The sequence below is a fragment of the Sphaerisporangium sp. NPDC005288 genome (assembly GCF_040607475.1).
Taxonomy (GTDB): Bacteria; Actinomycetota; Actinomycetes; order Streptosporangiales; family Streptosporangiaceae; genus Sphaerisporangium; species Sphaerisporangium rhizosphaerae.
Genome location: NZ_JBEXGT010000014.1, coordinates 23,958 through 36,573, shown reverse-complemented (window position 1 = coordinate 36,573; position 12,616 = coordinate 23,958). Strand labels below are relative to the sequence as shown.

The window sequence follows — 12,616 nt, the reverse complement described above, 5'->3', positions numbered from 1 at the left end:
GGCCCGGCGAGAACGACCCGCGGCCCGGCGACAAGGACCCGCGACCGGGCGACGAGGATTCGCGGCCGGGCGAGAAGGACCCGTGACCCGACGAGGAGGACCCGTGAGCCCCACCCCGACCGGCCCGCCCCAGGAGGACCCGTGAGCCAGGCACTGACCGCGATGGACGCCGTCCGGCACGCCTCGGTGATGACCCGGCGCAACATCGCCCAGTTCAGGAACGACCCGGGTCTGATCCTCGACGCGACCCTGACCCCCGTGCTCATCTCGGTCATCTTCGTGTCGGTCTTCGGCGGGGCCATCGCCGGCGGGACGGCCGACTACGCGCAGTTCTTCGTCCCGGGCATCATGGCCATCAACCTCATGATCGTCTCGCGCAACACCGGCGTCGGCATGGCCGTCGACTTCAACTCCGGCGTCGTCGACCGGTTCCGCACCCTGCCCGTCGCCCGCTCGGCCCTGCTGTCCGGCAGGGTCGCCGCGGACGCCCTGCGCATGCTGCTCAGCCTCGTGGTGATCCTGGCCTGCTCGACCCTCATCGGGTTCCGCATCGGCGGCGGCCTCGCCGGAGCCGCCGCGGCCGTGGCGCTGCTGCTCGGGTTCGGCGTCGCCCTGTCCTGGATCGCCGTCTGCATCGGCGTCTCGGTGCGCAGCATCACCACCGTCTCGACCCTCACCTCCCTGTGGGTGCTGCCCTTCCAGTTCGGCAGCTCCGCACTGGTCCCCACCGAGGGCATGCCCGCCTGGCTGCGGGTCTTCGCCGACGTCAACCCGGTGACCCTCGTCGTGAACGCCTCCCGGGGCCTGCTGGACGGACGCGCGGCCGCGGGCCCGATCGCCGGCGCCCTCGCCTGGATCGCCGTGATCCTGGTCGTCTTCGTCCCGATCTCGGTCACGCAGTACACCCGCCGCGGCCACCACTGACCGGCGCGGCATCACTCGATCAACCCAAGCGACACGAACGGATGGTTTGTCATGCTCAAAAACGTTGTCATCGTCGGTGGCGGAACCGCGGGCTGGATGACGGCCTCCTACCTCGCCTCGGCGTTCGGCGACCGCGTCTCGGTCACCCTGGTCGAGTCCAAGAGGATCTCCACCATCGGCGTGGGCGAGGCCACCTTCAGCACCGTGCGGCACTTCTTCGAGTACCTGGGCCTGCGCGAGCAGGACTGGATGCCGCACTGCAACGCCAGCTACAAGCTCGGCATCAGGTTCGAGAACTGGCGTGAGAAGGGCCACTACTTCTACCACCCCTTCGAGCGGCTGAGGATCGTCGACGGCTTCCCGATGACCGACTGGTGGCTGCACAAGAAGCCCAGCGAGCGGTTCGACCGGGACGTGTTCCTGATGGCCTCGATCTGCGACAACAAGCGCTCGCCGCGGTATCTGGACGGCCGGCTCTTCGAGCAGGACTTCGTCGAGGGCAGGGAGCCGGCGGAGACCACCCGCACGACCCTGCTCGACCAGGGCACGCAGTTCCCCTACGCCTACCACTTCGACGCCTCCCTGCTCGCGAACTACCTGTCCGGCTACGCCAAGGAGCGCGGGGTCACCCAGATCCTGGACGACGTCGTCGAGGTGGGACGCGACGAACGCGGCTGGATCAGCCACGTGCGGACGGCCGAGCACGGCGACGTCACCGGCGACCTGTTCGTCGACTGCACCGGCTTCCGCGGCCTGCTGATCAACAAGACGATGGAGGAGCCGTTCATCTCCTTCCAGGACACCCTGCCCAACGACAGCGCGGTGGCGCTGCGGGTGCCGGTGGACATGGAGGAGAAGGGCCTGCGGCCGTGCACCACGGCGACCGCCCAGGACGCCGGCTGGATCTGGACCATCCCGCTGTTCGGCCGGATCGGCACCGGTTACGTCTACGCCAGCGACTACAGCACCCCAGAGGAGGCCGAGCGCACCCTGCGCGAGTTCGTCGGCCCGCAGGCCGAGGAGATGGAGGCCAACCACATCCGCATGCGCGTCGGCCGCACCCGCAACCCGTGGGTCGGCAACTGCGTGGCCATCGGGTTGTCCTGCGGCTTCGTCGAACCGCTGGAGTCCACCGGCATCTTCTTCATCCAGCACGGCATCGAACAGCTGGTGAAGCATTTCCCCGCCCTGGGCTGGGATTCCGCGCTGACCGACTCCTACAATCGCGTCATGGCCGACGCCATCGACGGCGTGCGCGAGTTCCTCGTCCTGCACTACAAGGCGGCGGCCCGCAACGACAACGCGTACTGGCGCGACGCGAAGACCCGCACGACGCCGGACGGGCTGCAGGAGCGTTTCGACCAGTGGCGCTCCAAGCCGCCCGCGGCCGACACCATTTTCCCGCGCTACCACGGTTTCGAGTCCTACTCCTACCTGGCGATCCTCCTCGGCATGGGCGGCGTCCCGATGAAGCCGACGCCCGCGCTCGCGCTGATGGACGGCACGGCGGCCGACAAGGAGTTCCAGATGCTCAAGGACGAGTCGCTGGACCTGGTGAAACGACTGCCCAGCCAGTACGAGTACCTCGCCCAGATGCACCGCTAGGAGAACAGATGTACGTGTTGCTGCTGCTTCCCGCGATCGCGCTCATCGTGATCTGCGGCGGCTGGGCCGCACGGCGGCTCAGCCAGCCGGAGGTCGTGATCGAGATCGCCCTGTGCCTGGCCCTCGGCATGGTGGCGGCCACCCTGCTCGGCCGGGACCTCACCGGCTCGGCCGCCTTCGAGGTCCTGCGGTTCGCCGGGCAGCTCGGCCTGGCCATGTTCCTGGTGGGGGCGGCCCACCACATGCGCGAGTCCTTCGGCGGGCACTCCCTGCGGCAGGTGGCGTGGCTGTCGGCGGGCGCGACCCTGGTCCCGCTCGCCGCGGGCGCCCTGTTCGCCGTGTGGGTGCTCAAGGACGGCGACCCGCTGTTACGCGGCGGGGCGCCCACGGCGGCGCTGGTGCTGATGCTGGCGATCGCGCTGACCGTCACCGCCGTGCCGGTCCTGGCCGGCATCCTGCGCGACCGCGGCCTGCAGCACACCGAGGACGGGCGGCTCGCCCTGATGAGCGCCTCGGGCATCGACGCGGTCATCGGGGTGCTGCTCGGGATCACGATCGGGCTCACGCAGGGCGGCGGCGGGTTCGTCACCATCCCGGTGGTCCTGGCCGGCGGCGCGGTGGCCGTGCTGCTGCGCCGCCTGGCGGCCACCGCGCGGGTCGCGGCACTCGCGGAACGCCACCGCGTCGTGCTGCTGGTGCTGATCGCGGCGGCCGCCACCGGCGCGGCCCTGGCGACCAAGCGGCTCGGGCTCACCGAGGTGTACGGCGCGGTGATCATCGGACTGGCCCTGCCCGGCAGGCCGGGCGCGGCCGAGCGCGGCCCGTGGACGGAGGCGGCCGAGACGCTGGGCCGTCTCGGCCGGTCGCTGCTGCCGGTCACGTTCGTGGTCACCGGCACCGTCGTGGTGGCCGGCCCCGACCGGATCTTCTCCTGGGAGGCCACCGCGATCGCCACCGCGCTGGCCATCGTGGCCAAGCTCGGCGGCGCCTACGCGGGCGCGAGGGCGGGCGGCCGGTCGCGCACCTCCAGCATGCGCCTGGCGACGCTGATGAACACCCGGGGCCTGACCGAGATCGTGGTCCTGCAGGCCGGGTTCACCGCCGGGATCCTGTCCCCCGCGATGTACCTGGCGCTGCTGGTCATGGCGCTGGTCACCACGGGGCTCAGCGGCCCGCTGCTGCTGGTCACCGACCGGTACGCGCGCTCGACGGGCGTCGGGGCGGGCGTGCCCTCCTCCATCCACCTAGCCGAGCGGTGATCACATGACCATGGCGCCGAGGGCCGTACGAGACGGCCTCGACCATCCCGCCGAGACCACTCCCGACCGGTTCCGCAGCTTCATGTCCGGTTTCCCGAGCGGGGTCGCCATCATCACGGCGACCGGCCTCGACGGCCGGCCGTGGGGGATGACCTGCTCGGCGCTGTGCAGCGCGACCACCGACCCGCCGACGCTCATCATCGGCATCCGCGCCGAGAGCCCGACGCTCAAGGCGCTGCTGGACAGCCGCGTCTTCGCGGTCAACCTGCTGCACGACCGGGCCAGGCGCACGGCGGAGCTGTTCGCCTCCGGGGCGCCGGACCGTTTCGACGGCGTGCGATGGGAGAGCCGTCCGGGGTGCGGGCCGCACCTGCTGGACGACGCGCACGCCGTGGCCGACTGCAGGGTCAGCGACAGCGTGCTGATCGGCCGCCAGCGCATCGTGTTCGGCGAGCCCTTTCGCATCGACGACCTGGCGGAGACCGTCCCGCTGCTGTACGGGCTGCGGCAGTACGGAAGGTGGGCCGACGGCCGGTGACCCGGCCGTGGAGAAGGCCGAGGCCGGAGGGTCTCGGCCTTCTCCCCTGCGCCCGCCCGGACGGCGGTCACCGGAAAGGCCCCCGTTGTCGTGGTCACCGGGAATGGGCCCGCGTCCCCGTCATCGGGAAAGGCCCTCCCGGACGGCGGCCAGCATCTCCGGGCAGTCGTGCACGAAGAAATGGTCGCCGGGAAAGACGTGGAAATCGAAACCGGCGCCGCTGTGCGCGCTCCACCGGCGCACGTCGTCCGGCGGCGCGCTCGGGTCCTGCGCCCCGGCGAACGCGGTGATCGGGACCGGCAGCACGGAATCCTCGGCCGCGGCGGAGGTCTCAGAAAGCTGGAAATCGGCCCGAATTGTGGGCAGAAGCAGGTCGACCAGGTCGCGGTCCTCGAAGAACTCCGGCGGCGTCCCGTTCATCTTACGCAGTTCCTCGATGAACTCCTCGTCGGGCAGCAGATGGTGGCGGCGCCCCTCGGGGATGGCCGCCGGCCCGCACCCCGACAGGTAGACGCGCACCGGCACGTCGTTCCCCTTCTCGCACAGCCGCAGCGCCAGCTCGTAGGCGACCAGGCCGCCCATACTGTGGCCGTACAGCGCGAAAGGCTTGGTCATCGTGGGGGCGAGGCCGTCGATGAGCATCGGGACCAGCTCGTCCAGCCGAGCCACCGGGTCCTCAGAGATGCGGTCCTCCCGGCCCGGGAGCAGGATGGGGCAGACCTCGACGCCCGGCCCGAGCGCCCCCGCCCAGGAGTCGAACATCCGGGTGCCGCCGCCGGCGTAGGGCAGGCAGTAAAGGCGGGCACCGGCCGCCGGATTCTGGTGACGCCAGGAAATCCACCGCTGACTTGTCATGGTCGTCGCGCCCTCCTCGGGTCATTCTTTCCCATTGAAATGGTAGCAGCGGGGCACGGCATTCCGCCGCCCGGTGAAAAGGCTTTGATAACCACAAGAAATCGCCGCCGTATAGCCTTTTATCGTGCCGGTGATCAGCGATCCACTCCAGTACAACGCAGAGGACGTCTACGTCGACCTGCGGCCCACGTTCGGGCAACGCCTGTATCTCAAGTACGAAGGGTTCAATTTCGGCGGTTCCATCAAGATGAAGGCGGCCGCCGAGATGGTGATGGCCGCCGAGCGCAGCGGCCGGCTCCTGCCGGGCTCGACGCTGGTGGAGTCCTCCTCGGGTAACCTCGGCCTGGCCCTGAGCATCATCGCGGCCAGCAGGGGTTACGGGTTCGTGTGCGTTACCGATGCCCGCTGCAACCCCGCCGTGCGAAGCATGATGGAGCTGTACGGCACGCGGGTGCACGTGATCACCACGCCCGACCCCGTCAACGGACTCCTCGGCGCGCGCATCGACTACGTCCAGAGCCTGTGCGCGGAGGACGACCGCTACGTCTGGCTCAACCAGTACGCCAATCCCAGCAACTGGACGGCCCACTACCGGCGGACGGCGCCCGCCATCGCCTCGGCCTTCCCCGACCTCGACGTGCTGTTCGTCGGCGCGGGGACCACCGGGACCCTGATGGGGTGCGCGCGGTACTTCCGCGAGCACTCCCCGCGGGTGACCATCGTCGCGGTGGACGCCATCGGCTCGGTCACCTTCGGCGGTCCCGCGACCCCGCGGATGATCCCGGGGGTGGGCACGAGCCTGCGCCCTCCCCTGCTCGACGAGTCGTTCGTGGACGACGTCGTGCACGTCAGCGAGGCCGACACGATCCAGGCCTGCCACCGCATGGCCAGCAACGGGTTCCTGTTCGGCGGCTCGACGGGCACGGTCGTCAGCGGCGCCCTGCGGTGGCTGTCCGCGGGCGGGTACGACGCGGAGACCACCGCGCTGACCATAGCCCCCGACCTCGGGGAACGCTACCTCGACTCCATCTACTCCGAGACCTGGCTGCACGACCACTACGCGGGCGAGGAGTGGGGGCCACCCTGCTGGGACCTCCGCGAGATCGCCCACGACGTCCAGGCCCCGCCCACACCAAGCACCTGAGGAGACGACCATGGCCACCAACCCCTTCGAGAACAACGACGGCACCTACCTCGTCCTGGTGAACGACGAGAACCAGCACTCCCTGTGGCCGTCCTTCATCGAGGTCCCCGCCGGCTGGACCAACGTGTTCGGCGAGAACGGCCGGCAGGAGTGCCTCGACTACATCGAGGCCAACTGGACCGACATGCGCCCGGCCAGCCTGGTCCGCCTCATGGAAGAGGCGAACGCCTAGCAGGGAGTGCGGGGCCGGGCGCGACGACCGCGCCCGGCCCTTCGCAGATGAGGTCTCGATGGGATCGGCCGCACGCCGGTCAGGTGCGCGTGCCGCCGGTCAGGCGTACTGGGCGCGGGCGGCCATGCTGCCCGCGGTGTCGCCGGGGGCGTCGGCCCTGCTCTTCTCCCGGGCGTACTGCGCGAACAGGCTCGGCAGACGGTAGCGGCGGCGGCCGTCCTGGTCGCGCGCGGCGACCTCCAGGAACCCGGTCTCGTGCAGGTTCTCCATCAGGTCCTCGGCCTCGGCCGGACCGCAGTCCAGCAGCGTGGCCGCCATCCACGGCGTGACGTCGCGGATGCCGAGCAGCCCGAGCCGGCGCAGCGCGAGCGCGGCCCGCGGCGACAGATCGCGGTAGCTCGCGCCGATGCGCGCCCGGACGTCCCAGATGCCGTGGCTGATCTCGCTCAGCCGCCGCTCGGGGTCCTCCAGGCGCAGCAGCAGGTCCTTCAGCGTCCAGTGGCTCCTCGCCGCGAGCCGCAGGGCCGCGCTCCACAGCGCGAGCGGCATCCCGTCGCAGAGTTCGCCGAGCCGTTCCAGCGAGTCGGGGTCCTCGCGGGCCCGCTCCTCGCCGATGATGCCGCGCAGCAGCGCGGAGGACTCGGCGGTCCTGAACGGCCGCAGGTGCAGCCGGACGCTGCCGTGCGCGTCCGGCAGGGCGCGGCCGGTCAGCAGCACGCAGCAGGTGCCGCTGCCCGGCAGCAGCGGCCGGGCCTGCGCGGCGTTGCGCACGTTGTCGATGACGACGAGCACCTTGCGGCCGTCCACTAGGCTGTTGTAGAGCGACGTCTGCTCCTCCAGTCGCGCCGGGATCTCGGCGAGCGGCACGCCGAGGGCGTGCAGGAACCCGCTGAGCACGGCCGCGGCCTCGGAGGCCGGCTGGTCGGGATCCCAACCGCGCAGGTCGGCGAACAGTTGCCCGTCGGGGAAGTGCTCGGCGGCGCCGTGCGCCCAGTGCACGGCCAGCGCCGTCTTGCCCACCCCGACCCGGCCGGTGAGCACGCCCACCGGCACCGGGCCGCTCCGGGCGCGCTGGTCGAGCAGCCCGTCCAGCGCGGCCAGGTCGGCCTGCCGGCCGGTGAACAGCGGCGCGCTCGGCGGGAGCTGCGCGGGCACGACCCTGGTCCACACCGACGGGACCGGCGCGCGCACCGACGCGAGCTTGGGATCGTCCCGGAAGATGGCCGCCTGCATGTCGCGCAGGATCGGCCCCGGTTCGAGGCCGAGGTCCTCGACCAGGCGCCTGCGGCCCTCGTTGAAGATCTCCAGCGCCTCGCTGCGCCGCCCGCCGCGGTACTGCGCCAGCATGAGCAGCGCCCGCGCGCGTTCCCTGAGCGGGTGTTCCCTGACGAGGGCGGCGAGGTCGGGCACCAGGTCGGTGTGCTGCCGCAGTTCCAGTTTGAGCGCCAGCGACTCCTCGTAGACGGCCAGGCGGGTCTCCTCCAGCCTGATCGCCTTGCCCTCGACGACGGAGCTCGGGACGCCCGCGAGCGCGGGGCCCCACCACAGTTTCAGCGCCTCGTCCAGCTTGGCGCTGGCCTCGGTCGTGCGTCCCTGCTGCAGGGCCGCCTGCCCCTCCTCCACCAGGCCGACGAACTGCTCGCCGTCGATGCGGCAGCCCTCCGACACCAGCTTGTAGCCGGGGGAGACGGTGGCGATGACGTCGTGGTAGCCGGCGGCGGCGAACAGCTTGCGCAGGGCGGCGATGCAGATGGCGACCTGGGTGCGGCCCGTCGCGGGCGGCGAACCGCCCCAGACGGCGTCGACGAGGCTGTCCACGGAGACCACACAGTCGCAGGACAGGAGGAGCATGGCCAGCACGACGCGCTGGCGAGGGCTGCCGATCCGCAGGCGGCGGCCTCCGGCCTGTACCTCCAGCGGACCCAGATAGCGGAACCCCAGCGATGAAGGAGCGGTTTCCGACGACTCACTCACGAGACCACCTTCAAGGTGCGGGAATTATACGATTCTCCAGAACTGGAGCTCAGGTGTGTTCGTGATCGTGGTCTCGACCAGTCTTCTGAGCCTGACGTCGGCCTCCTGCGCCGTGGCCACCCGGTAAAAGGCGAAGATGTCCAGGCCCTGGGGGCCGGCGCGCACCTGGATGTGTTCGAGGCCGTCCCCGGCCGTGGCGTTGACCAGCACCCGCTCCCGCCAGCCGTCCGCGTCGCACGAGACCAGGGGCGCGACCCGCAGGGCGGACATCCGCATCAGAGGCCCACCGACGTGGCGGGTGGCGCGGCCCCGGCGCCGCCGGCCGCCGGCCCGTCGGCCGGCCGCAGGGCGAACCCCCAGCCGAAACCGGTGCCGTCGGGCGGGCCGTAGTCGACGGTCTCGCCCATGGCATGGGGGTCGCCCCAGCCGAAACCCCCGTCAGGCTGCCACGGTATGCCGGGATCGACCCACATAATGGCGGCGCTCGCAAGAGCGGTCGCGACAATTGCCAGCGTGGCCAGGTGCCGGCGGACGATCTTCGTGAGGTAGGCCATGATTCTCGCACTCTCCTTCGCCTGAATGCTTCGACATCCGCCCCGTACGGACCGCTTTCCCCGGGCGGCTCACCCCACAATGCGTTGCCGACCCCCTGATGTCATCGGCTAGGGGTTGGCGCGAGGCCGCCTGGCGGCCTTCCGCCAGCGGCGGCCGCGCGGGCGGCGGCATCGCCGGCCGCCGCGGAAAATGGGGCGTTCGCCGGACGGCCCAGGTCAGGGGCTCAGCGGGGCCCGAAATCCGCGCATGCGACTTCGGAGAGTAACCGTCCGCGAGATTCCCCTGGGCATTTCGGACGACCTTGCGAGGAAAAGGTCACTTGATCTATATTACGGGCGAGCGGGGGGATGGAAGAAGACTTGCAGGGTGAATGACTTCGATAGTCAAGGCAATCTCCGGTGCTACCAGCCGTCAACGGCAGTCACCCTGAGCAAGCCAGGTCATTCGATTTAATTTTGAATCAGCCCCCATCTCACCGGGCGACAGTGGGTCGAAGAAAAGGCGCAGGAGGCGCCGCTTTCACTGTGCAGGGAGGTAACGGTGCTGAGCGCGCTGGGGCTGTCCACCCGCGATGAGGCCATCTACCGCACCATGTTGGACCGCCCCGATTTCGGTGTGGCCGATATCGCCGCCCATCTGGGCCTGACGACCGACGACGTCCGTGAGGCGCTCGACACCCTCATCGACCTGGCCCTGGTCCGCTCCACCATCGAAGACGGGACGGTGCGGGCGGTGCGGCCCCAGGCCGGCCTGACGGCGCTGCTCGCCCGCGTCGAGGCCGAGCTCGGCACCCGCCAGCAGCAACTCGAAGGCGCTCGCGCCTCCATCGCCTCCATCGCGGCCGCCTACGCCGAGCAGGAGCAGTCGGAGGAGGGACGCCGCCTCAACGGGCTGGACACCGTGCGCGACCGGCTGGCGGAGCTGTCGCACAGCGCCGTGGTCGAATGCGTATCCCTGAGCCCCGGGGGCGCGCAGAACCCCTCCACCATCGAGTCGGAGAAGCCGCTCAACCAGATCGCGCTCGGCCGCGGGGTCAAGATCCGCACCGTCTATCTCGACAGCATCCGCAACGACCCGGTCACCCTCTCCTACGCCCGCTCCATGGTCGCCCTCGGCGAGCAGTGCCGCACGGTGCCGAACCTGCCCATGCGGCTGGTCATCGTGGACCGCGAAATCGCGCTGGTCCCCCTGGATCCCGTCGACCCCACCCGCGGCGCGCTCGAACTGCGCAGCCGCGGCGTCGTCACCGGCCTGTACGCCCTGTTCGAGCAGGTGTGGAGCAGCGGCACCCCGATCACCGAGCCGCCCGCCCGCAACGAGCACGGGCTCACCCCGCAGGAGCACAGCCTCCTGCGGTTGCTCGCCGACGGCCACACCGACGAGTCGGCGGCGCGCAACCTGGCCATCTCGCTGCGCAGCGTCCAGCGCATGATGAACGCCCTGACCGAGCGCCTGAACGCGGTCAGCCGGTTCCAGGCCGGCACCGAGGCCAGCCGGCGCGGTTGGGTCTGACCGGCGCCGGCCGCCCGCGGTCAGCGCATGTAGAAGCACAGCATCGGGTCGTTGCGCCCGGTGTGCACGGCCTCGCTCAGCTCCAGGGACTCCTTCAGCTCCGCCAGCCCCCGGTTGACCTCCGGCGCGGCGGCGCGCGAGGCGGTGAAGTATCCGATGCCCCGCTCGGCCAGCCACGACAGCACCACGCGGCCCTCGCTGAACGGCCACGGCCGCCTGGTGTGGAACACGTCGTGCACGCTCACCGGCACCCCGGCGGGGACCGTCGGGAACAGCTCGTTGACGTACCAGCGCGCGAAGCTCCTGGTGTGCGCGGCGTCCACGAACAGGTAGTCGATCTCGTGGTCGTGGCCGGCGAGCATCTCGCGCGCGTCGCCGCGCACGAACGTCCACCGGCCGGCGGACAGGTCCTCGGGCACGTTGCGGCGCGCGTTGTCGATCAGGTCGTAGGTGTACAGGTGCCCGGAGCCGTTGTCCCGCAGGGCGCGCAACAGCCAGGTGGTCGACCATCCGTCCAGCGAGCCGATCTCGACGACCTCCTCGGGACGGTGCTCGCGCACCATCAGGTAGGTGATCTCGGCCTCGAGGTCGTCCAGTTTCGTCGCGGCCCCCGGGTTCGCGGCGCGCAGCGCGTGCTGCTCGACGCGCACGGCCCGCAGGTCGTCGGCGTATTTCCGATAGAGGTCGACGACGTAACCGAGGTTCAATTCGCCGTTCTCCTGGTGACCCGCCACCTGTTCCCGGCTATTTCCGTCCACGCCGTGCCTCCCTGTATTCGCCTCCGCGCCTGCCGTGCGCGGCCGGGCCCGCGTGCGGACGCCCTTGGCCCGCCGCGGCCCGCAACGAGGATCTACGGATTGGGACAATATACGAGCCGCATTTCACTTCGTTATGTGCGTGGTTTCCCCGCGGCCTCGCGGTCCTGGACGCGGCCCCTTTTCGGCCCGGCTCTGTACACGGCGCCTCATCATCGGTAGGAACTTAGCGTGACGGAGTCGCGTGCGAATTATGGTGTGGACGCTCCCGCCGTGCTGGCCGGACTGTCCATAGGAGGGGTCGCGGAGCTCGGCGTCGCCGCCGCCTGCTTCGCCGCCGGGTGGACCATCCTGGCGGTGGTCCTTCTGGTCGGCGGGCTGACCCTGGTGGCCGGGGCGGGGTTCTTCGCCCACACCACCCTCCGCGGCAAGTTCCAGGTGTGGGACGCCGAACTCGACGCCCTCGGCCTCGCGGGAGACGAGCACGTGCTGGACCTCGGCTGCGGCCGCGGCCTGGTGCTGCTCAAGGCCGCCGCCCGGGTGCCCTCCGGCAGGGCCACCGGCGTCGACCTGTGGACCAGGGACCAGTCGGGCAACAGCCGGGAGGCCACCCTGGCCAACGTCCGCGCCGAGGGGGTCGCGGACCGGGTCGAGCTGGTGACCGGCGACATGAGGGCCCTGCCCTTCGATGACGCCACCTTCGACCTGGTGGTCTCCAGTCTCGCCGTGCACAACATCCCAGACGCCGACGGGCGGGCGCGGGCGGTCGCCGAGGCCTTCCGCGTGCTCAGGCCGGGCGGGAGGCTCCGGCTCGCGGACTTCCGTTACGGCGGCGACTACGTCGCCGTGCTGAGCGAGCGCGGAGCCCTGGACGTCGAGGTGCGCGACCTCGGCCCGCGGTTCTGGTACGGCGGCCCGCACGCCCGCACCGCCATGGTCACCGCCACCCGCCCGTGACACCCCCGGCAGAGCCGCCGCCCAGGCGCCAACCGGGAACCACCCGCATGCAGCAGGCCCCGTTCGCGGGCGGTCCTGAGCGCGGTGAGCACCCACCCGCACCCGACTCGGCCCCCCACCCCGGCAGAACGACCGGCCAAGTGCAAACCCGGAACCATCCGCACGAACCAGGCCGCTCGCGGGTGGCCCTGAGCGCGGTGAGCACCCACTCGCACCCGACTCGGCCCTCCACCCCGGCAGAACGACCGGCCAAGTGCAAACCCGGAACCATCCGCACGAACCAGGCCGCTCGCGGGTGGCCCTGAG

13 protein-coding genes are annotated in these 12,616 nt (G+C 70.9%); 8 read left to right on the top strand and 5 right to left on the bottom strand.

Annotated features, from left to right (window positions below; genetic code table 11):
* The first annotated feature begins 141 nt into the window (after window positions 1-141).
* The 4 genes from ABZU32_RS15480 to ABZU32_RS15465 are packed head-to-tail and all read left to right on the top strand — an operon-like array spanning window position 142 to window position 4,326.
* Window positions 142-924: an ABC transporter permease gene (locus ABZU32_RS15480; protein WP_354922329.1), complete on the top strand. Its 783-nt coding sequence runs from the start codon at window positions 142-144 to the stop codon at window positions 922-924.
* A gap of 51 nt (window positions 925-975) precedes the next feature.
* The gene (locus ABZU32_RS15475) at window positions 976-2,529 is read left to right on the top strand and encodes a tryptophan halogenase family protein (RefSeq protein WP_354922326.1); all 1,554 of its coding nucleotides are present in this window, start codon (window positions 976-978) and stop codon (window positions 2,527-2,529) included.
* 8 nt (window positions 2,530-2,537) lie between these two features.
* Complete coding sequence (locus ABZU32_RS15470) at window positions 2,538-3,788, top strand: cation:proton antiporter (protein WP_354848086.1); 1,251 nt, start codon at window positions 2,538-2,540, stop codon at window positions 3,786-3,788.
* Window positions 3,789-3,792: 4 nt separating this feature from the next.
* Entirely contained in the window at window positions 3,793-4,326 is a 534-nt protein-coding gene (locus ABZU32_RS15465) for a flavin reductase family protein (RefSeq protein WP_354922323.1), read from the top strand.
* Window positions 4,327-4,446: 120 nt separating this feature from the next.
* Here the strand turns inward: ABZU32_RS15465 and ABZU32_RS15460 are convergent, their stop codons facing one another.
* Window positions 4,447-5,181, bottom strand: a complete 735-nt coding sequence (locus ABZU32_RS15460; RefSeq protein ID WP_354922320.1) for an alpha/beta fold hydrolase — start codon at window positions 5,179-5,181, stop codon at window positions 4,447-4,449.
* Window positions 5,182-5,305: 124 nt separating this feature from the next.
* On the opposite strand from ABZU32_RS15460, the gene sbnA reads away from it, so the two are divergent.
* Together sbnA and ABZU32_RS15450 are read left to right on the top strand one after the other, a co-directional pair.
* Window positions 5,306-6,325, top strand: a complete 1,020-nt coding sequence (gene sbnA, locus ABZU32_RS15455; RefSeq protein WP_354922317.1) for a 2,3-diaminopropionate biosynthesis protein SbnA — start codon at window positions 5,306-5,308, stop codon at window positions 6,323-6,325.
* 10 nt (window positions 6,326-6,335) lie between these two features.
* Window positions 6,336-6,557: an MbtH family protein gene (locus ABZU32_RS15450; protein ID WP_354848073.1), complete on the top strand. Its 222-nt coding sequence runs from the start codon at window positions 6,336-6,338 to the stop codon at window positions 6,555-6,557.
* 99 nt (window positions 6,558-6,656) lie between these two features.
* Here the strand turns inward: ABZU32_RS15450 and ABZU32_RS15445 are convergent, their stop codons facing one another.
* From ABZU32_RS15445 to ABZU32_RS15435, 3 genes are read right to left on the bottom strand one after another with little or no spacing between them, the layout of a single operon-like run.
* The gene (locus ABZU32_RS15445; protein WP_354922314.1) at window positions 6,657-8,531 is read right to left on the bottom strand and encodes a BTAD domain-containing putative transcriptional regulator; all 1,875 of its coding nucleotides are present in this window, start codon (window positions 8,529-8,531) and stop codon (window positions 6,657-6,659) included.
* 24 nt (window positions 8,532-8,555) lie between these two features.
* Window positions 8,556-8,807: a hypothetical protein gene (locus ABZU32_RS15440; protein WP_354848067.1), complete on the bottom strand. Its 252-nt coding sequence runs from the start codon at window positions 8,805-8,807 to the stop codon at window positions 8,556-8,558.
* Window positions 8,807-9,085: a hypothetical protein gene (locus ABZU32_RS15435; RefSeq protein ID WP_354848064.1), complete on the bottom strand. Its 279-nt coding sequence runs from the start codon at window positions 9,083-9,085 to the stop codon at window positions 8,807-8,809. Before ABZU32_RS15435 ends, ABZU32_RS15440 begins: the two co-directional genes overlap by 1 nt.
* 541 nt (window positions 9,086-9,626) lie before the next feature.
* On the opposite strand from ABZU32_RS15435, the gene ABZU32_RS15430 reads away from it, so the two are divergent.
* Window positions 9,627-10,598: a helix-turn-helix transcriptional regulator gene (locus tag ABZU32_RS15430; RefSeq protein WP_354848061.1), complete on the top strand. Its 972-nt coding sequence runs from the start codon at window positions 9,627-9,629 to the stop codon at window positions 10,596-10,598.
* A gap of 20 nt (window positions 10,599-10,618) precedes the next feature.
* Here ABZU32_RS15430 and ABZU32_RS15425 read toward each other — a convergent pair whose 3' ends face one another.
* On the bottom strand, window positions 10,619-11,356 hold the full coding sequence (locus tag ABZU32_RS15425; RefSeq protein WP_354848058.1) for a class I SAM-dependent methyltransferase: 738 nt from the start codon (window positions 11,354-11,356) through the stop codon (window positions 10,619-10,621).
* Window positions 11,357-11,584: 228 nt separating this feature from the next.
* Between ABZU32_RS15425 and ABZU32_RS15420 the strand changes: the two genes are divergently transcribed.
* Window positions 11,585-12,310, top strand: coding sequence for a class I SAM-dependent methyltransferase (locus ABZU32_RS15420; protein WP_354922311.1), 726 nt, complete (start codon window positions 11,585-11,587; stop codon window positions 12,308-12,310).
* The last annotated feature ends 306 nt before the right edge of the window (window positions 12,311-12,616 follow it).